This window comes from Christiangramia lutea (genome assembly GCF_022489035.1).
Classification (GTDB): Bacteria; Bacteroidota; Bacteroidia; order Flavobacteriales; family Flavobacteriaceae; genus Christiangramia; species Christiangramia lutea.
Window position 1 is genome coordinate 572,356 of the sequence record NZ_JAKVTV010000002.1, and the last position, 21,618, is coordinate 593,973.

Annotated in this window: 13 protein-coding genes; 5 read left to right on the forward strand and 8 right to left on the reverse strand. The window is 39.2% G+C overall.

The window, feature by feature from the left end; all coding sequences use genetic code 11:
* Window positions 1-2: 2 nt before the first annotated feature.
* A complete protein-coding gene (locus ML462_RS08970; protein ID WP_240713467.1) occupies window positions 3-587 on the forward strand; it encodes a MiaE family protein in 585 nt (194 codons plus the stop codon).
* Here the strand turns inward: ML462_RS08970 and ML462_RS08975 are convergent.
* From ML462_RS08975 to pdxH, 4 genes are read right to left on the reverse strand one after another with little or no spacing between them, the layout of a single operon-like run.
* Window positions 584-1,489: a Ppx/GppA phosphatase family protein gene (locus ML462_RS08975; protein WP_240713468.1), complete on the reverse strand. Its 906-nt coding sequence runs from the start codon at window positions 1,487-1,489 to the stop codon at window positions 584-586. The two genes, ML462_RS08970 and ML462_RS08975, sit on opposite strands and share 4 nt — an antisense overlap.
* On the reverse strand, window positions 1,489-3,591 hold the full coding sequence (ppk1, locus tag ML462_RS08980) for a polyphosphate kinase 1 (protein ID WP_240713469.1): 2,103 nt from the start codon (window positions 3,589-3,591) through the stop codon (window positions 1,489-1,491). The genes ML462_RS08975 and ppk1 overlap by 1 nt, the downstream gene beginning before the upstream one ends.
* A 5-nt stretch (window positions 3,592-3,596) precedes the next feature.
* Window positions 3,597-4,082, reverse strand: a complete 486-nt coding sequence (locus ML462_RS08985) for a SixA phosphatase family protein (RefSeq protein ID WP_240713470.1) — start codon at window positions 4,080-4,082, stop codon at window positions 3,597-3,599.
* 3 nt (window positions 4,083-4,085) lie between these two features.
* Complete coding sequence (gene pdxH, locus ML462_RS08990) at window positions 4,086-4,730, reverse strand: pyridoxamine 5'-phosphate oxidase (protein ID WP_240713471.1); 645 nt, start codon at window positions 4,728-4,730, stop codon at window positions 4,086-4,088.
* A gap of 611 nt (window positions 4,731-5,341) precedes the next feature.
* Between pdxH and ML462_RS08995 the strand changes: the two genes are divergently transcribed.
* From ML462_RS08995 to ML462_RS09010, 4 genes are all read left to right on the forward strand, one after another.
* Window positions 5,342-13,966 (forward strand): HYR domain-containing protein, encoded by an 8,625-nt coding sequence (locus tag ML462_RS08995; protein ID WP_240713472.1) that lies wholly within the window; start codon window positions 5,342-5,344, stop codon window positions 13,964-13,966.
* A gap of 12 nt (window positions 13,967-13,978) precedes the next feature.
* Window positions 13,979-14,890, forward strand: coding sequence for a PorP/SprF family type IX secretion system membrane protein (locus tag ML462_RS09000; RefSeq protein ID WP_240713473.1), 912 nt, complete (start codon window positions 13,979-13,981; stop codon window positions 14,888-14,890).
* An 18-nt stretch (window positions 14,891-14,908) separates the two neighbouring features.
* Window positions 14,909-16,768: an OmpA family protein gene (locus ML462_RS09005; protein WP_240713474.1), complete on the forward strand. Its 1,860-nt coding sequence runs from the start codon at window positions 14,909-14,911 to the stop codon at window positions 16,766-16,768.
* A 319-nt stretch (window positions 16,769-17,087) separates the two neighbouring features.
* Window positions 17,088-18,539: a S41 family peptidase gene (locus ML462_RS09010; protein ID WP_240713475.1), complete on the forward strand. Its 1,452-nt coding sequence runs from the start codon at window positions 17,088-17,090 to the stop codon at window positions 18,537-18,539.
* Window positions 18,540-18,666: 127 nt separating this feature from the next.
* On the opposite strand, the gene ML462_RS09015 is transcribed toward ML462_RS09010, so the two are convergent.
* From ML462_RS09015 to ML462_RS09030, 4 genes are all read right to left on the reverse strand, one after another.
* On the reverse strand, window positions 18,667-19,173 hold the full coding sequence (locus tag ML462_RS09015; protein ID WP_240713476.1) for a CAP domain-containing protein: 507 nt from the start codon (window positions 19,171-19,173) through the stop codon (window positions 18,667-18,669).
* A 176-nt stretch (window positions 19,174-19,349) separates the two neighbouring features.
* Window positions 19,350-20,258 carry a ribonuclease Z gene (locus ML462_RS09020; protein ID WP_240713477.1) on the reverse strand — a complete coding sequence of 303 codons (909 nt, stop codon included), beginning with the start codon at window positions 20,256-20,258 and terminating at the stop codon, window positions 19,350-19,352.
* Window positions 20,259-20,297: 39 nt separating this feature from the next.
* Window positions 20,298-20,627 (reverse strand): ribonuclease Z, encoded by a 330-nt coding sequence (locus tag ML462_RS09025; protein WP_240713478.1) that lies wholly within the window; start codon window positions 20,625-20,627, stop codon window positions 20,298-20,300.
* 56 nt (window positions 20,628-20,683) lie between these two features.
* Window positions 20,684-21,616 carry an aspartate carbamoyltransferase catalytic subunit gene (locus ML462_RS09030; RefSeq protein WP_240713479.1) on the reverse strand — a complete coding sequence of 311 codons (933 nt, stop codon included), beginning with the start codon at window positions 21,614-21,616 and terminating at the stop codon, window positions 20,684-20,686.
* Window positions 21,617-21,618: the final 2 nt, after the last annotated feature.

Consider the following 21,618-nt stretch of genomic DNA (forward strand, 5'->3'; position numbering starts at 1 on the left):
TTATGTTAGGACTAAAATTACCCACAGATCCAAGATGGGCCGATATCGCCGAAAAGAATATTGAAGAAATTCTGATAGATCACGCCTATTGCGAACAGAAAGCCGCATCTACAGCTATTTCACTTATCGTTACCTATCCTGAATATTCAGAGCTGGTTACGGCGATGACAGCTTTAGCTCGCGAAGAGATGGGGCATTTTAAAATGGTACATGAAAAACTTCTGGAAAGAGGTTTTAAAATGGGGTGGGATCGAAAGGACGAATACGTTATAAAATTAAGAGAGTTCTTCCCTAAAGGAGGTAGCAGGGCAACTCAGCTCGTACACAGATTGCTCATCGCCGGATTGATCGAGGCAAGAAGCTGCGAGAGGTTTAGATTATTATCTGAGCAACTCGAAGACCAGGAACTTGCTAAATTTTACAGAGATCTAATGGTAAGCGAAGCTAACCACTATACGATGTTCCTGAAATTTGCCAGGAAATTTGGTGAAGACAGGAAAGTTGTAGACCAGAAATGGCAGGAACTATTGGATTATGAAGCCGAGATCATGAAAGATCTGGGCAACAAGGAAAGCATTCACGGTTAAACCTTTTTCTTTCTCTTAGATTCGTTGTAAAGTGACTTGATGATCCCATCGGCAAGACCAATTTTGGGAACATGTATCCAGTGTGCTTTTGCCCATTTCATTGAATTCACATAGATCTTGGAAGCAGGGATAATCACATCTGCCCTATCATTTTTCAGGTCCAGATCTGTGATCCTTTCCTCATAGGTGTACGAATTCAGCTTTTCATCGTAATCTTTTAAGTATTTCAAACTTAAAGGTTTTCCCTCTTTCTTACCGCTAGTCTTGAATATGTTATTGATATTCCCTCCGGAACCAATTAGATCGATATCCTCAAAATCTTTAGTGGTTTCTTTTACCCACTGCTGCATTTCTTCCCAGGTCCTATGCTCAACTAGATCTTCCATCATCCTAACTGTACCAACCTTAAAAGACCTTGAAGCAACTGTTTTACCATTGCTGTACATGGTATATTCTGTACTACCACCACCAACATCCACATACAAATAATTACAATCATTTTGTATTAAAGCGTGAAGATCTGTAGCAGCGATAATCGCAGCCTCGTGGCTACCGTCAATAACTTCAATCTCTATCCCGCTGTTTTCCCAAACCGTTCTGGCAATTTCTACAGCGTTGGTTGCCTCCCTCATGGCAGAGGTAGCGTAAGCTTTATATTTTTCTACTCCATGAGATTTCATCAATAGACTAAAGGCATGCATGGTATCTATGACTCTGGCCCTGTTCTTTTCAGAAACTTTCTGTTTCAGGAACACGTCGGCACCAAGCCTGATGGGAACCCTTACCAGGGAAGTTTTTCTGAAATTGGTTTCCATACCCTCCTTTTCGGTTATGGTAGATATTAAAAGTCTAACGGCATTCGAACCTATATCTATTGCGGCAAATGTTCTTTGCTTTATCATTATTCCTGAATATCTGTTTTTCTTAAATAGTAATCATACAAGGCGAACTGAGATCTAATTTTAGGCCCTTTGCTTTCCCGGTAAGGATTTTCCATCCCACGACAATGGTTCCTCGCCTTCACATTATCATTCCAGCTTATATCGAAAGTTTCAATTAGCTCCTGTTTAATATCTTCATCATATATAGGACAGGAAATCTCTACGCGCTGATCAAGGTTTCGGGTCATGAAATCTGCAGATGAAATATAAACTTTGGTGTTCTCATTATTTTCAAAAATGAAAACACGGGGATGTTCCAGAAATTTATCCACGATACTAATAGCTTCAATATTTTCACTCAATCCCTGCACTCCTGGCACCAGACAACAGATTCCTCTCACCAGTAATTTGATCTTCACCCCTGCTTTGCTAGCCGTATAAAGTTTTTCAATTATACCGTAATCTGAAAGGCTGTTTAATTTTAAACGTATACCTGAAGGTTTACCATTCTTAGCATTATCTATTTCATTCTGAATAAGATTATAAATTACATTCCTGGTATAATGAGGAGAAACAATAAGATGCTTGTATTTATTTACCTTATAATTAGTTTCAAAGAAGTCGAATACCATATTCACTTCCTTTAGAATTTCAGGATCTGCAGTAAAGAGTGTATAATCTGTATAGACCCTAGAGGTGTTTTCATTAAAGTTACCAGTACTTATAAACCCATATCTTTTGAGCTTTCCTTCCTCTTCCCTTTCGATCACACAGGTTTTACAATGCACTTTAAGGCCGGGTACCCCAAAAATTAGGTTCACACCTTCTTCCTGCATCTGTTCTGCATACCTGATATTCGCCACCTCATCGAATCTCGCTCTTAGTTCAATTTGTACGGTAACTTTTTTACCATTCTTTACAGCATTGATCAATGAACTGGCGATATGTGAGATCTTTGCCAGCCTGTAAATTGTAATTTTTATGGTCTTAACTTTTGGATCCAGTGCAGCTTCCCTCAAAAACTTCACCACATAAGCAAAGCTTTGATAAGGGGTATATAGAAGATAATCCTTATTCGCTATACCTTTCAATACACTTGTTTGAAGTATAAGTCCAGGAATTGGTAAAGGTTCCCTTACTTCATACTGAAGTTCTTCCTTTCCAAGACTTGGAAAATCCATATAATCCCTTCTATTATGGTAACGACCACCGGGAATGATACTATCTGTAGAATCAATTCCCATTTTATTCATTAAATAGGTAAGGGTATCGCTATCGATATTTTTATCGTAAACAAATCTCACCGGGTCTCCTTTAATTCTATCTTTAACGCTATCTGAAATCTTTTCAATAAAACTCTTACTAAGGTCACTGTCCAGGTCCAGCTCAGCATCACGGGTGATCTTAATCATATGTGCTGAAAGACTTTCGTATTTAAAAATATTGAAAATTGTACTGAGGTTATATCGAATAAGGTCATCGAGCAGAATGATATATTGCCTTCCATTTTCTTCCGGAAGGATCACAAAGCGTTCAATATTCCTGGGAATTTCAATAAGAACGAATCTCTTCTCCTTTTCTTCACGATTCATGATCTTTTTAATTCCCTGAGAAGGTTTCTTTTCTTCAGCCATTACCATTTTCACTGCAAGATAGGCTGCGCTATCCTTAAGTGAAGGCATTTCAGGTAGGTCGTTCAGAATAATGGTAACCAGCGCAGGACTTACCTTGCTTAGGAAAAAATTCTTAATGAACTCTTTCTGATTCTGAGTTACCTGATTCTCATCAATGATATGAATGTTTTGAACTTTCAGCTTGGTTTGAATATCATCGAGAATTTTCAAACTTTCAGACTGCTGATCGATCACGATTTTAGTGATCTCTTCCAGTAACTTATTTGCCTTTATCCCGCCAAGAACTTTTCTTCCCGCTTTTCCCGCTAGATCAATTCTCTTCACGGTAGCATAACGGACTTTGAAAAATTCATCCAGGTTATTGGAAAAAATCCCTAAAAATCTAAGTCTTTCTATTAAAGGAACGGTTTCATCTGCAGCCTCTTGTAAAACCCTGGCATTAAAAGACAGCCAGCTCAATTCTCTGTTTATATAACGTTTTTCGGCCATAGGCTTTATCGGAGATTTTTTGGCAATAGGGTTAGAATTGTTTTGCCTTTACGGATATCTTGCCAGGAATCTACATCAAAATCTATAACGCATAAACCTGTAGTTGGTAGATTGTCCATTTTCTTATCTCCTAATGAATTCACCAATATGGTCATGGCTGGATTATGCCCGAATACAACAAGCTGGTCTTTATCCCCAGAATATGACTGGATGATGGAAAGTAATTCATTCTGATTAAAAGTATAAAGCTCTTCCTTTACCTCAAAATCCTGATCTGCTACCTTGAGCCTTTCCTTGAATAACCTGGCAGTTTCGTTTGCTCTAACGGCATAGCTACTCCAAAATTGTGCGCCTCCCTCGTAAAAATGATCAAGAGCATTTAAAACTACCTCGGCATCATTATAAGCTCTTTTCTTTAATGGTCTTTTATGATCTGGTAGATCATTGTCCCAGGATGATTTTCCGTGTCTAACTAAGATTAATCTTTTCATAAATTAAGGTGCTAGTCTTTCTATTTTCCAGTTTTCTTCTTTTCTGGAAAATTGTATTCTGTCGTGTAATCTGCTTTTTCGTCCCTGCCAGAATTCAAAACTTATTGGTTTTATCAGGTAGCCTCCCCAGTGATCTGGCTTAGGAACTTCACCATCTTTGTACTTCTTCTCCATTTCAGCTAAACGCTTTTCAAGATAATTACGGGAAGGAATCACAGAGCTTTGATCTGATGCATTAGCTCCTAGCTGGCTTCCGCGGGGACGGGATTGAAAATATTCTATGGAGTCTGTCTCAGGTAATTTTGTAGCTTCCCCCTGAATTATAATTTGCTTTTCCAGGGATGGCCAGAAAAAAGAGATACAACATTTCGGATTTTCATCCAAATCCTTACCCTTCTGAGAATCATAATTAGTAAAAAAGGTAAACCCTTCTCTGCTGTAGCTTTTAAGAAGAACTATTCTTGATTTGGGTGCCAGGTCGTTACCAACCGTAGAAATACTCATCGCATTGGCCTCCTCCACGCTTGCTGCTTCATCGGCAAGATGGAACCAGGATTGAAATAATTCCATTGGATCATTGGGAATTTCATTCTCCAGTAATTCCCCTTTCTCATAAGATTTTCTGTAATCCTTAAGGTCTTTTTGCATTGTTGACGGATAGTTTCATGCAATTTACGAGAATAATATACAAGGTTGAAATGTTTTTAACCTAATTCCGTTCTTGGTTTGAATTCCTGATAATTACTAATATAATTAGACAGTATATTAGGGTTTCCACCTAAAGAATTAACTTCCAATAAGCTAAGGAATTCTTGTAAAACTTGGTTAAAACAATTTCATCGCTTTTAATTACTTCTACAATTTATTTCTTGACTATTTATAGGGGATTTCCCTAGGCAGAAATCTAAAATTCCTACAAAATTCCTACAAATTTGTAGGTAATTTAACATCCGTTTAGAGTTTGGGTTCCAAATTTTTATGTCTTTAAACGAGAATAAATCACGTTATATCTAATAATTCCAATATCCTATTAATTAGCCAATTGTAAATTCTAATTTTACCTCAGAATAACACCAAATAGAGTCACCCCCACATTACTTCTATTGGTAATTCCTCAAGATTACCCGGTGTTTTACCCTTTGATTATTTACTGAGTTCCCCAAATCAGACTAAGCTGACTTTCTCTGAAGGTCAAATTTATTGAAATGATATTACCCGGAAGGGAGATAAAAAATTTGTTATATCTAAACATAACTGATATGATTTGGAAAACTACTAATTCTGAAATGTTTCATCATAAGCCGGTTACCTATAAAAGAAAAGGTGGCTTATTGTATGATATTACCTCCAGAAACATACTCTCATTTGTATGTTTTTTAGGTCTTCTGCTTACCTCTTTCAATTCCAAAGGTCAGGAAGCAAGTGTAATAGAAGGTGATGATTGTATCACTTTCGATAGCTGTCCTGTAGATCAAAGTGTTTGTGCAGATGCTATAGAAGATGGGGTTTCCGGAGCTTATATAAACTGGGAAAGGCCACTTATCTCGCAAACCTGTGTAGGTGATGGAAGTACTGGAAATTTCCAGATGCTTTTTGAATTGAACGAAACTTTACTAGGTAGAGACTGTTGGGATTTTAACTACGTTCAACGTGTAGGTACAGATGGAGGATACGTAAAATTATTTAGTAGTAATGATGCTGCAGGCACAAAAGAATCTACGATCACTACTCCTTATTTGATACTTGATGATAACGCTGAAACTTCTATTCAGGTTAAATATGATAACGGCACCTATTTCGTTAGTCTTATTCTTATTGATGAAAATGACGTTGAGATTCCTAGTGGCGGACCTATTCAGGTTACTGCTTCTCAGGACACCTATACATTCAACACGAATAACCTGAATGACGAAACCGGAATTTACAGGTTGAAATATGTATTTAACTATATCGGTGGAAAACCTTCCAATGCCAATACTGGTGATACCGTGATCGCGGTAGACGGTATCCTGAATGAAAACGATAATTGCGCAGCAGGTGTAGATTTTACTGTAACCGGCCCTACTACCGGGTTTTATCCCGTTGGATCTCATGACCTGCAATATGTTGCTACTTATACAGCACCAGATGGAACTATTAAAAGAAAGACCTGTAGCTTCAATATCACCATTGGTGACACCCCTGCGGCACCCACACCTACCACTAATCCAATAGTAGAGTGCGCTGCTGAATCGATTCAGACCTTAGATGCAAATGATGCCTTCGCAAATTCTTCAGACCTTGTTTGGTATGATGCAGCAAGTGGAGGAAATGCAGTCGCCTCTCCAACCATTAATAGCGTTGGAACTGCCACTTATTACGCAGAAAGAGTTTCAGGTACTTGTCCAAGTAACGGTAGAACAGCTATAACCCTGACCATAAATCCAACTCCGGCAGCGCCAGTTGTAAATTCAACTACCAATACTACCTGTGGTCTGGATAATGGAGCCATTAATTTCCAAACCGTATCTGGATTAACTTATACCCTAACCGACGAATTTAATAACTCATATTCTCATAATTCGGGAGTTTATTCAAATTTAACTGCGGGTAATTATAGTTTGACTGCCAGCAATCCAGATTGTGATTCTGAAGTTACTCCAGTTACGATTACAGCTACTGACGATACCACAAATCCAACACTTTCGATTTCCGGAAATATATCTGAAAATTCAGATTCAGGATCATGTTCTGCAAATATCAATATTCCAGATGTAAGCTTCAGTGACAACTGTTCTGGTGCGACCCTTTCCTGGACGATGAACGGAGCAGTTACTGCGAATGGAAACGGGCAAATAGGATCATATACTTTTAACGTTGGAGAAACAACTATTCAATACACAGTTTCTGATGCTTCCAGTAATTCGATTTCAAATTCTTTAACTGTAACTGTAACCGATAATGAAATCCCGGTTATAGCTTCAGTTTCAGCAATAAACGAAAATGCTCATGCTAATTCTTGCGGAGCGCTCCTTAACATCGTGGCTCCAACAGCAACAGATAATTGCTCAATTGGTGCTGTTACTGGTACAAGAGATGACGGAGCAGCCCTTAACGAACTATTTCCAGTAGGAACAACTACCATTACATGGAATGTAGATGACGTGAATGGAAACTCAGCTACACCAGTTGTCCAAACTGTAAAAATTACCGATACTCAATTACCTGTGATCACCTGTCCAGGTGGAATTACTGAAAATACCGCCGACGGAGAGAATTTTGCAGTAGTTAATTATAACGAACCATCTTTTAGTGATAACTGCGATGTATCTATTACCAGGATCGCAGGACCTGCTTCAGGATCTAATTTCCCTAAAGGCGTTACAACGATTACCTATGAAGCTGAGGATGCTTCAGGAAATAAAGCTACCTGTAGTTTTACAGTTACTGTTAACGATTCAGAGAATCCTACCATAAACTGTCCTGCCAGTATAACCCAGGGAGTAGATGTAGACAATTGTAGCGCAGTGGTAACTTATGAACTACCAACCGCTGACGATAACTCTGGAAATGTAACCATGTCTAGGATCTCCGGACCTGCTTCAGGTTCCACATTCCCGGTTGGGGTTACTCCAATTACCTATAGAGCTACAGACGAGGATAATAATTTCGTGGAATGTACTTTTACTGTAACAGTTCTGGACGATCAGCTTCCAACAATAGATTCAAAAGATAAGATTACAGTAAATAATGATCCTGGAATTTGTGGGGCCGTAGTAATGTTCTCTACACCTGCTGCAGATGATAATTGTCCTTCTCTAACTATTGAACGTACAGCTGGGCCTTCCTCAGGATCTGTATTCCAGGTAGGAACCACTACGGTTACTTTCAGAGCTACAGATGGAGCTGGAAATACCGTTTCAACGAGTTTTGAAGTTGAAGTGATCGATAATGAAGATCCGGTAATCACTCAATATTCCAATATAATAAGTAGTAACGATACCGATGCCTGCGGGGCAATTGTAACTTTCGACGCTCCAACGGTTAATGATAATTGCGGAATTTCAAGTCTAACTCAAACCCAAGGTCTAAGCTCAGGTTCTGAATTCCCAATTGGCACCACTCCCGTAAGTTTTACAGCCATAGACATTTATGGAAATTCATCCACCATGACCTTTGATGTTATTGTTAGTGATGACCAGGATCCTGTTATCAGCTGTCCGAATACGATCAACATAAATACTGAGGATGGAGAGGAATATGCTGTGGTTAATTACAATAATGCGACAGCTACAGATAACTGTTCAGTTACAGTACAGAAGATCTCAGGTCCAGATTCAGGATCTCAATTCCCAATAGGAACCACTACGATTACCTTTGAGGCTACAGATGCTTCAGGAAATACAGCTGAGTGTAGTTTTGATATTGTTGTAAGTGACAACGAAGCACCGGAAATTGATTGTCCTGATAATATAGTTCAAACTAACGATATCGCTAGCTGTGACGCCATAGTAACTTTTACTACACCAACCTTTAGCGACAATTCAGGCGACGTCAATATCTCTCAAACTGCGGGCCCTGCTTCTGGAGAAGAATTTCCGGTGGGAACTACTACCGTGAGCTTTAGAGTTACAGATGCGGCAGGCAACCAGGCTAGTTGTAGTTTCAACGTAACTATAGAAGATGACCAGGCACCTGAAATTGCAGATATGCCAGATATCATTGAGAATAATGATAATGGAATCTGCGGAGCTTTTATAAACTTCAATCCACCTGTTGTTGATGATAATTGTGGAATTGAAAGCCTTGAAATAACCAAAGGTTTTACTTCCGGCTCAAGGTTCCCTGTTGGTGAAACCACTGTGGAATATACGGTTACCGACGTAAATGGCAACATTGCTACAACAGAGTTCACAGTAACTATCGTAGATGTTGAAAATCCAATGATTACCTGTAGAGGAGACCTCTCGGTAAACGCTTCAGAAAATGAAGATTTTGCCGTAGTAACTTTTGATGACCCGATCTTTGATGATAACTGTGGTGCTGATTTAACCCAGACGGCAGGTCCTGCTTCAGGCTCAAACTTTCCTCTTGGAACCACTACGGTGACTTTCCAGGCTCAGGATGAAGCCGGAAATATGGTAGAATGTAGTTTCGATGTAACCGTAAATGATGCTCAAGCTCCTACCATCGATTGTCCTTCAGACATAAGCCAGAATGTTGATGGGGATCTTTGTACTTCGATTGTAAATTATAGTATTCCAACCGCTACAGATAATTCCGGTGACGTAACAGTTACCCTTGAATCAGGTTTGGCTCCAGGTTCAGCTTTTCCAAAAGGAACTACCACGGTAACTTATAGAGCTACAGATAATGAAGGAAACTTTGTTGAATGTTCTTTCGATGTGGTAATTGGAGATGACCAGGATCCTACAATCGATGATATGAACGATATCACCGTTAATAATGACGAGGGGATTTGTGGAGCAATTGTAAGTTTTGCTGGGCCAGGTGGTGATGACAATTGTACTCTGGTTAGTATAGAACGTACAGCGGGATTAGACTCAGGTTCAGAGTTCCCTGTAGGAACAACCACAGTTACCTTTACCGCTACTGACGATTCTAACAATACCACTTCTACAAGTTTTGATGTGATCGTTATAGACAATGAGGCTCCAGGTATAGTTCAGGCAGAACCTATTATGGTAGACAGTGATTCTGGAACTTGTGGTGCAATTGTGAATTATTCCACTCCGGTAGCTTCAGATAATTGCTCAGTAGAAAGTCTAATTCTAACTGATGGATTAGCTTCTGGATCTGAATTCCCAATCGGAACATCAACCGTAACTTATACTGCTACCGACGTCGCAGGAAATTCATTTGAAATGTCCTTTGATGTAATGGTTTCAGATAATGAAATGCCAGAAATATCCTGTCCTTCAGATATTAATGTAGATACGACTGATGGAGAAAGCTTCGCTGTAGTTACTTTCAGCGATGCAGCTGCTACCGATAATTGCGATGTAACAGTAGCAAAAATTGAAGGTCTAGACTCTGGGTCTCAATTCCCAATAGGAACTACTACTATAACCTATGAAGCAACAGATGCTTCAGGTAATACTACTCAGTGTAGTTTCGATATTGTAGTTTCAGACAATGAAGATCCTGAAATCAAATGTCCGGATAATATCTCTCAATCTGTAGATACAGATAGTTGTGATGCTCTTGTAACTTTTGATGATCCGGTTTATTCCGATAATTCAGGAATCGTAACACTTACTCAAACCGCCGGACCGGCGTCCGGAGAAGTATTCCCTATTGGTCATACTACGGTAAGTTTTACAGCAACCGACGAAAATGGAAACTCTGTGAGCTGCAGCTTTACTGTTACGGTTCTGGATGATCAGGATCCGGAAATTGCAGACATGGATGATATAACAGTAGATAACGATCCAGATGTTTGTGGAGCTATCGTAAACTTTTTTCCACCGGCAGCAAGTGATAACTGCAGCCTGGCAAGTTTAAGTGTTACTGAAGGCTTTGGCCCTGGATCACAATTCCCGATAGGAACAACCCTGGTAACTTATACCGCAATCGATAATGCCGGAAATTCAGCCACTTCAAGCTTCAATGTTACAGTGGTAGATGCTGAAGCTCCTACCCTTTCCTGTATTGGCGACCTTGCAGTAAGCGCGGCTGAGAATGTAGACTATGCAGTAGTTAATTTTGCAGATCCGAGCCTCAGCGATAATTGCGGAGCAACCTTAACACAAACTGAAGGACCAGTTTCGGGCTCTCAGTTCCCATTAGGCACAACCACTATTACCTTTGAAGCTATAGATAATGCGGGCAACACGTCTACCTGTAGTTTTTCAATTACTGTAAATGATTCCGAAGCACCAACAATTAACTGTCCTACAGATATTAATCAGAGCGTAGACACAGGAAGTTGTGACGCTGTAGTAAACTATACTTTACCAACTGCTTCTGATAATTCAGGAGTTGTAAATCTAAGCCTGGTTTCAGGACCAGCATCTGGTGAAAGTTTCCCATTAGGAACAACTACGGTAACCTATAGAGCTACAGATGATGAAGGAAACTTTGTAGAGTGTTCATTCGATGTGACAATTTCAGATGACCAGGCCCCTACTATAGCTGACATGAACGATATAACCATGAATAACGATCCGGGAGTTTGTGGTGCGGTAGTTAGTTTTGATGCTCCAATGGCTTCAGATAACTGCGAGATCGATAGCGTTACATTAACAGCCGGTCTGGATTCGGGAGCTGAATTCCCAGTTGGGACTACCGAAGTTACGTACACTGCTACAGATAATGCTGGAAACTCTTTTTCTTCAAGCTTTACTGTAACTGTAATTGATGCTGAAGCTCCTACTCTAACTTGTATTGATGACGTTTCTGTGAGCGCTGCTGAAAATGCAGATTATGCGATGGTGATTTTCGATGAGCCTATGCTAAGCGATAATTGCGATGCGACTTTAGCTCAAACAGAAGGACCTGCTTCAGGATCTCAATTCCCACTTGGAACTACTACGGTAACATTTGAAGCTACAGACGATGCTGGAAATACCAGTACCTGCAGCTTTACAGTTACGGTAAGTGATTCCGAAGCACCAACCATCAACTGTCCAGTTGATATTGACCAAAATATGGATTCAGACAGCTGTATTGCAGTTGTAGACTATCAATTACCAACAGCTTCAGATAATTCTGGAAATGTAAACATCACTCTTGTTTCAGGACCTGCTCCAGGGGAAAGTTTCCCGATAGGAACAACTACGGTAACCTATAGAGCTACAGATGATGAAGGAAACTTTGTAGAGTGTTCATTCGATGTGACTATTTCAGATGACCAGGCCCCTACTATAGCTGACATGAACGATATAACCATGAATAACGATCCGGGGGTTTGTGGTGCGGTAGTTAGTTTTGATGCTCCAATGGCTTCAGATAACTGCGAGATCGATAGCGTTACATTAACAGCCGGTCTGGATTCGGGAGCTGAATTCCCTGTAGGGACTACCGAAGTTACGTACACTGCTACAGATAATGCTGGAAACTCTGTTTCTTCAAGCTTTACTGTAACTGTAATTGATGCTGAAGCTCCTACTCTAACTTGTATTGATGACGTTTCTGTGAGCGCTGCTGAAAATGCAGATTATGCGATGGTGATTTTCGATGAGCCTATGCTAAGCGATAATTGCGATGCGACTTTAGCTCAAACAGAAGGACCTGCTTCAGGATCTCAATTCCCACTTGGAACTACTACAGTAATATTTGAAGCTACAGATGATGCTGGAAATACCAGTACCTGCAGCTTTACAGTTACGGTAAGTGATTCCGAAGCACCAACCATCAACTGTCCAGTTGATATTGACCAAAATATGGATTCAGACAGCTGTAGTGCAGTTGTAGACTATCAATTACCAACAGCTTCAGATAATTCTGGAAATGTAAACATCACTCTTGTTTCAGGACCTGCTCCAGGGGAAACTTTCCCGATAGGAACAACTACGGTAACCTATAGAGCAACAGATGATGAAGGAAACTTTGTAGAGTGTTCATTTGATGTGAAAATTTCAGATGACCAGGCCCCTACTATAGCTGACATGAACGATATAACCATGAATAACGATCCGGGAGTTTGTGGTGCGGTAGTTAGCTTTGATGCTCCCGATGCTGAAGACAATTGTGAACTTGATGTGATTGAACTTACAGAAGGACTTCAACCAGGATCTGAGTTCCCGGTTGGTACTACAACTGTAACCTATACGGCTACAGATAATTCAGGTAATTCTGTAACCTCAAGTTTTGATGTAATTGTAATCGATACTGAATCGCCTTCGATCGACTGTCCATCAGATATCACGATGAACGCAGAATTTGGAAAAGAATCTATGATCGTGAACTACGACGAGATCATAACTTCAGATAACTGCGGAGTATCAAAAGTGGAGCTTTCAGCTGGATTCGCTTCGGGAGAAGAATTCCCTGTAGGTGAAACCACCACGGTAAGCTATTCGGTAACAGATGCATCAGGTAATACCACTGAATGTTCATTTACGGTTACCATAAATCAGGATAACCCAGAACCGCCTTCAGCACCAACAGGATCTGTAAGTGCAGAAGCGACATGTGCTAACCCGACTGGAACTATAACAGTAGACACTCGGGAAGGCTTGACCTATAGTGTAGATGGAGAAAACTATCAGGAAAGCGGGGTGTTCGAGAATCTGGATCCTGGTACTTACCAGGTAACCGCAAGAGATGAATTCGGACAGATTTCAGGAGTAACCAGTATAATTATTGAAGATCCTGTTGCTGAACAGGTCGAAACGGAAGATAATCTAGAAGTTTGTAATGATAGCGGTATTTATGATCTAAACAATGTTTTCCTAGGTGAATTTGAGGAAAATGGAAGCTGGATAGATACAGATAATTCAGGAGGACTTGATAATGGATTTATTGATCCTTCTATAATAGAACCAGGATTCTACAACTTTGAATATTTGGTTGAAGGAACTTGTCCTTCCTCTACAATAATTACTATAGAAATTGTGGATTGTATCGTTCTGGATTGTGATCTGGAAGATTTAAAAGACAGCATCTCCAAAGCTGTTACCCCAAATGGAGATAACCGCAATGACTTCTTTGAAGTTGACCTGGATACTGAATGTGGCTTCACCTATAATCTGAAGATTTTTAACAGGTGGGGGTCAGAAGTATTCTCGGCCCAAAACTATCAGAATAACTGGGATGGATATTCAGAAAGCTCATTCACCAATTCGAACCAACTCCCATCAGGTACTTACTACTATATTCTAGAGATAAGAAATAGCGAGTTCAGACCTATACAGGGATATATCTACTTAGGAACTAAATAAAAAAGGGAAACCATGAAAAAAATAGCTTTAATCATAGTGATCTTGTTTGTGACTGCCTCAGGCTTTTCGCAACAGCTCCCTCAATTTACTCAATATATGTATAATACCATCTCCATAAACCCTGCCTATGCAGGGAGCAGGGACGGATTCTCTACGGTGGGATTACACCGTAGCCAGTGGGCAGACCTGGAAGGGGCGCCTACTACTCAAACCCTATCTCTACATTCACCATTGAGCAATGATAAGGTAGGATTAGGCCTTTCGATCATTAACGATAATGCCGGTTATGAGAATTACACCTATGCCTATGGCGATTTCTCTTACCGCCTTGACCTTAGTAGTGAGGTGACTCTTCGACTGGGTTTGAAAGCAGGTATGAGCTATTATAATCTTGATGATGAACTGTTCACAGAGCCGGATGTGATGAATGACCCATTTTTTCAGGATCAGTTTAACCGGTGGACGCCAAACTTCGGACTAGGTTTTTATTTGTCGTCCCAAAACTGGTATATTGGAGGTTCTGCTCCTAAACTAATCAATAATGATAATAATGAGTTTAATGAGTATCTGGCTCTTGAACAAGTTCATTACTATCTAACAGGTGGATACGTTTTCGACCTTAGCGATAACGTGAAATTAAGACCTACTACTCTTTTTAAAGCAACCAAGGGAGCACCACTATCTGTAGATATTTCAGCGACTACCATCTTTAATGAGAAATTCTATCTTGGTGCAAACTACCGTATAGATGATGCTATAGGAGGATTTCTTGATGTTCAGTTGTTCGATGGATTCCGTGCAGGGTACGCTTACGAATATCCAATATCAGATATAAGTCCTTACACCTCAGGATCACACGAGGTACTTCTTATTTACGAACTTCGATTTAAAAATACCAGGTATAAATCACCCCGTTTCTTTTAACCTTAAGACCTGTTGATTATGAAAAACTTTTACTCTCTATTCCTAGTACTAATCTTCTGCACAATAGGCGTTAATGCTCAAAGCGGAAAACAGAAAAAGGCAGACAGGCTTTACGATGATTTTGCCTACCTGGAAGCCACAGAACTTTATAAAGAGCTTATAGAAAAAGAATATAATGTCACCTATAATTCCAAAAAACTAGGTGACACCTATATGATGCTAAGAAGCCCGGAAAATGCGGTACATTATTATGGTGATATTATTGAAGATACAACAGTGTCTCCAGAGTATTATTACAAATATGCCCAGGCACTTCGAGGCACAAAAAGGTATGATGAATCACGACAGTGGCTTAGAAAATATCTGGAGAGCGGCAGAGGCTCTGAGGAGATCCAAGCTATGTTAGAGAAGAATGAATATAAAACCAAGGCCACCTATAAATTACAGGCTTCTGAATTCAATACCGAAGTAAGCGATTTTGGTGTTTTTGTAAAAGATGACAAGCTATACTTCGTCTCAGCCAGAGCACAGGATGAAAATGTAAAAGAAAAAACCTATAGCTGGAATGGAGAACCATTTCTAGACATCTATGTGATGGATATGGCATCTGGGACGGTAAATCCAATTAAAGGAGACATTAATACCAAGCTACATGATGGCCCGGCAGTTATAAGCCCAGATGGTAACACTATTTATTTTACAAGAAATAATTACCTGGGTAAAAAGGAAGGAAAACGAGATAAGGACAAGGTAAACCATCTTAAACTCTATTCTGCGACAAACACAGATAAAGGATGGACTGAGGTAAAAGAATTAGCCTTTAACAGCAACGAATATTCAGTGGGCCACCCCTCCCTATCTCCAAATGGAAAAACCCTTTACTTCACCTCAGACATGAAGGGAGGAATTGGAGGAACCGATATTTATAAAGTTGCGATTGACGAAAATGGTAATTTAGGTACACCTGAAAATCTTGGTGAACCCGTAAATACCGAATTTGATGAAAGTTTCCCATTCATGGATTCTAACGGTACTTTATACTTCTCTTCCAATGGTCATGCAGGTTTAGGCCTTTTCGACATTTTCAAACATGAAGATGGAAGTGTGGAAAACCTGGGTGAACCTGTAAACTCCAGCATGGATGATTTCGCCTATTTTCAGGTCACTGATTCTAAAGAAGGTTTTATTTCAACTAACCGCGGTGGCAGGAGCGATAATATCTATGTTTTCAACAAACTGAATCCACTAATCCTGAAAGGTCAGGTGACCGACGCCGTGAATGGAAAACCAATTCCAGCTGCAACGGTAAGGCTTATGGATGAGAAAGGCGAACAAATTGCTTTCCTTGAAACCGATTCTGAAGGTAACTACCAGACTGGAATAGACCGTGACAAAAACTTTCCGGTTGAAGCTAAAGAGATAGAATATGAGGCCTTTGAAGGACAGGTAACTACCATGAATACTGATGATAAGGACGAGATCATTTACGATATTCAGTTGAACCCGGTGAAGGATGTAGAATATCTTGCTGAAATTGAAAATATATATTTCGATTTCGACAAATCAGATATAAGACCAGATGCTGCCGATGAATTATATAAACTCATCGCACTTATGAAAAATGAATATCCTGAACTGGTAATCGAGATAAGTTCGCATACAGATCGTCGTGGAAGTAATGCTTATAACGAAAAACTAGCAGTAAGAAGAGCCCAGGCTACCAGAGACTACATGGTTGAAAATGGTATTGCTCCGGAAAGGATCGTTGAATTTAAGGGATACGGCGAAACAAAACCTGCTATCGACTGTGATCGTTGCAGCGAGCAGGACCACCAGCTTAATAGAAGATCAATGTTTCAGGTCGTAAAAATGGAATAACAGGCTAACTAACCTGACGGAAAGAGGTTGAATTATGGTGTACATCCCCCATCATTGAAATTCAATGAATTGAAGTGATTATACCTAATAATTTGATCTCTTTTCACGAAATATTAAATCGACCCCAACAAATAGTCGATTGAAGAGAAAAAGGTTCAGCCTCTAGCCTGAACCTTTTTCGATTTCAATAAAATCCCAATTTCAGTTTAAATTTTATTTAAAGAAAAGCCTGTATTCTAAATTGGCATAATTGATGCTCCTTTAGGTTAAAAATTGCAAGAAATCAGGCAGTTCCATAACTTGCCAATAAAAGAGATTGATGAAATTGAGAAATATATTATACCTGGGAATCATCGTTGCAGGACTCGCCTCTTGTGAAGAAGAGGAAACCTTCACGGATAATCCGGAAACCAATTCTGAAATAACCGACGATCCGGAAATAGAAATTGAAGATTTTGTTTATAACGGACTTAACGAATTTTATCTTTATAAAGATGATGTTCCGGAGTTAGAGGACAATTATTTTCAAAACCAGACAGAAAAAGTGGCTTTCCTGAAGGAAGCTGACTCACCTGAAGATCTTTTTGATCAACTTCTAGCACCCGTAGACCGTTTCAGTTTTATAACAGATGATTATAACAGCCTTGAAGACAGATTCGATGGTATTACTGGTGCAACTGGAATAAAATATGGAATTGGCAGGATCTCTGGAACCAATAACGTTTTCGGGATTATTAGATACATCTTACCGGGAACTTCTGCGGAGGAAGCCGGACTCCAAAGAGGTAATGTCTTTACTGAAATTGATGGGCAGAAACTTACGCTAAATAATTTTTCCTCCCTCATCGATAAATCTAGTTTTACCATCAACGTTGGAATCGTTGAAAATGGGCAGATTATTTTAAGTGATGAGGAAGTTAATCTTAATGATGAAAATTATACTGAAAACCCGATCTATATTTCAAAGGTAATTGAAACAGGGGGCAAAAAGATCGCTTACCTGATGTATAATAGTTTTATTGCCAATTTCGATAACGATTTGAATAAAGCTTTCGGAGAATTTAAATCTAAAGGCGTTACAGATCTAATACTTGATCTTAGATATAATGGCGGAGGTTCTGTAGAATCTGCCAAGGATCTAGCAAGTATGATCACCGGTCAGTTCGAAGGCAAGGTATTTATCAAGGAGGAATGGAATGAGAAATATCAGAATTTATATGAAACCCAGAATCCTGAAGCCCTGATCAACCGATTTGATGTTGAATTAAGAACCGGAGAAAAGATCAATAGTTTAAATCTAAATGAAGTTTACATTTTAACCTCAGCGTCAAGTGCCTCGGCAAGTGAGCTTATGATCAATGGATTGGATCCATACATAAATGTTGTACAGGTAGGAGACCGGACAGTTGGAAAATTTCAGGCATCGGTAACTTTATATGATAGTGACGATTTTAATAAAGAAGGAGCCAATCCAAACCATACCTATGCAATGCAGCCATTGGTTTTTAAAACACTTAATGTTGAAGACCGTTCAGATTATTTTACAGGCCTGGAACCAGATATTGTTTATATCGAAAATCTAAGCAATTATGGCGTTCTGGGAGAACAGAATGAACCTTTGTTAGAAATCACCCTGAACAGAATCTTAGGCAGGTCACCTGTAAATCGAGAATCAATACAAAGAATAGAGTTTGAACAATTAGGAGAAAGTGGAATGAATAATATGGATTATCAAAAAATGTATATAAGCGAATTGCCTAAGCTGGACTAAAAAATTTTTTAAGGCTTGATTAAATCATTCCATAATCAGTATAACTTAAAGACATTCAAAAAAAAAAGGGCCAGCCTCTAGCCTGAACCCTTTTCTCGATTTGGGGGGAAAAACAAACCTTACTTTTCTATTTCTTAATAAATATATTCGTGAAATAATTCTTTCCTTCTTCATCCTGTCTAACCGAAATACCAAAGTGAGTATATCCACCTTCAATATTTTCCCGGTGACCTTTACTTTTCAACCAGGCGTTCACCACTGCATTTGATGTTCGATAACCATATCCAACATTCTCGGCTACAGCTTTAGCACCAGCTCCATTCATTAATTTTGAAGCCCTTAAAGGAAAATTATCATGACTTACAGTTCCTTCATCGATCATATATTCAGTGTGACCTTCAGACTCTATAGATAATTTGGCCATAGGTTTTAATTCCCTTAAACCAATTGCCTCTCTGTATAGGTTGATCTCATCAAGGATCTCTACCTCAATGGTGTTGTAAGAATAATCAGTTCTTTCAGCTACAACCTGGTCATACGCAGTTACATCATCCTGAATATTATCCTTCGAACAAGATGTAAGAAAAACCGCGCAAAATAATAAGGTAAAACCTGTTGATGTAATTTTCTTCATAAATTCCTACATTAGAATCAGGGAAGATAAATGTACATTATTAATCGACTAAATGCATACCTTCTTAAAAATATTACAAATTTTTAGTAATATTTAACATTTTTTGTAGGAATTTACGGCCGAAATACAGCTAAGCTTTCGAGATATTAGGTGATAACCGTTTTACTATGAGGGTGTTATTCAACGACTATTTCCATGCCATCATCGGCAAGAACAATATTTGGAAAGATTTCAGATGCCTCTTGACGAAAAAGCTCAATTTTCCCATATCTCGTGGAGTAATGCCCAAGAATCAGTTTTTGAACTTCCGCCATTCTGGCGATACTCGCAGCTTGTTTCGCTGTAGAGTGTTTGGTGGGAAATGCCAGCTCGGCCTGATCTTCTAAAAATGTAGATTCATGATAAAGCGCTGTGACCTTCTTTATTAAAGGAACGATTTCCGGATCAAAAACCGTATCGCTACAAAATGCATAGGATTTAGGAGGTACAGGATCATCAGTCACCAAATGATTAGGAATTAGTTCACCGTCTTCAGATACTACATCCTTCCCTTTTTTAAGGCTTTTGAATAAAGCGAAATCTATATTATACTCTTCTGCCTTATCAATAAGCAACTTCCTGTCCCCTTCTTTCTCCCTGAACAAAAAACCATTTGTATATACCCGATGCTTTAAGGGAATTGTTGTAACACTTACTTTGGAATTCTCAAAGATAAGCTGTGGATCTTTCGAGGTGAGTTCATGAAAAATTAAAGGGAAATTGGTCCAGGAGTTTGCCAGTTTCAATTGAAGAGTTATGATCTCCTTTATTCCCTTAGGACCATAAATGTGAAGTTCACTTTCGCGGTTTAAAAGCCTGAAGGTACTCACAAGACCTACTAACCCATAAAAGTGATCTCCATGAAGATGCGAAATAAAAATGTGCTTTATTTTCGAAAATTTGATCTTGTTCCTTCTTAGTTGAACCTGTGTGCCTTCCCCACAATCAATTAAAAAATGATTGTTCTTGATCTCCAGAACCTGTGAGGTTGGATTGGTAAAACTTCTAGGAGTAGCCGCATAACAGCCCAGGATCGTGATCTTCATCTGAAGGTGATTTTCAATTCAGTAGGAAACAGATAGATTTTAAAACCCAAGATCTCTCTGTATCTCATCCATTTGTATCATGTCTTCTGCTTCCTGAAGTGTAGGAACTACTATAAGTTCCTCTGGAAGTTCATCTATTCCAACAGCATCATTTACCAGTACAAAACTTTTATTCTCATTCCTGTGGATATTGGAAAGCTCCAGAAATGCCAGTAGCTGATCTGATTCTACATTCTGGGATTTAAGATCTATCACCACATTCTCTTCCTTGAAATCTGAATGATGTTTGGTGAGTTCAGAAGCAAAATCAGTGATAGGGTCACCTTCGTTTAATATCAATAAAAAATTTTCTTTCTTGGAAGTTTTCATATTCAAAATCTAATTTCAATTTAAATTAAAAAATCAGCTACCGATAAATACAGTAATTATTGCTTGATCTTTGAAGCCAGAAGATAAATTACTGCCATCCTTACGGCAACACCATTTTGAACCTGGTCCAGGATTATGGCATGCTCAGAATCTGCAATATCACTAGTAATTTCCACTCCGCGATTAATTGGCCCCGGGTGCATAATCACTATTTCTTTATTAAGACTATCCAGTAGTTTTTTATTCAGACCGAATTGTTTCACGTATTCCCGGGTACTCGGGAAATAACTAATATCCATTCGTTCATTCTGAACCCTTAACATATTTGCCACATCACACCATTCTAAAGCTGCTCTCAGGTTGGTTTCCACCTCTACTCCCAGAGATTCTATATGTTTTGGTAATAAGGTTTTTGGTCCGCAAACTTTTACCTGCGCGCCCTGTAATTTCAGAGCGAAAATATTTGATAAGGCCACCCTGCTATGCAAAATATCACCAACAATCACTACTTTTTTACCCTTAACATCGCCCAATCTTTCTCTTATTGAATAGGAGTCCAGTAAGGCCTGGGTAGGATGCTCATGAGCCCCGTCTCCCGCATTAATAATACTGGCGTTTACATGTTTGGAAAGAAAGATCCCGGCACCTGGATTTGGATGACGCATCACCACCATATCCACTTTCATGGAAAGTATATTATTAACTGTATCAATTAAGGTTTCCCCTTTCTTTACAGAAGATGATGCTGCAGAAAAGTTGATCACATCTGCACTTAGACGCTTTTCAGCCAGCTCAAAAGAAAGTCTTGTTCGAGTACTGTTCTCAAAAAATAGATTGGCAATGGTAATATCCCTTAAAGAAGGAACCTTTTTTATAGGCCGGTTAATTACCTCTTTAAAATGATCGGCTGTTTTGAAGATAAGATCTATATCTTCAGGTTTTAGATATTTTATACCTAGTAAGTGGTCTACACTTAATTCGCTGCTCATTT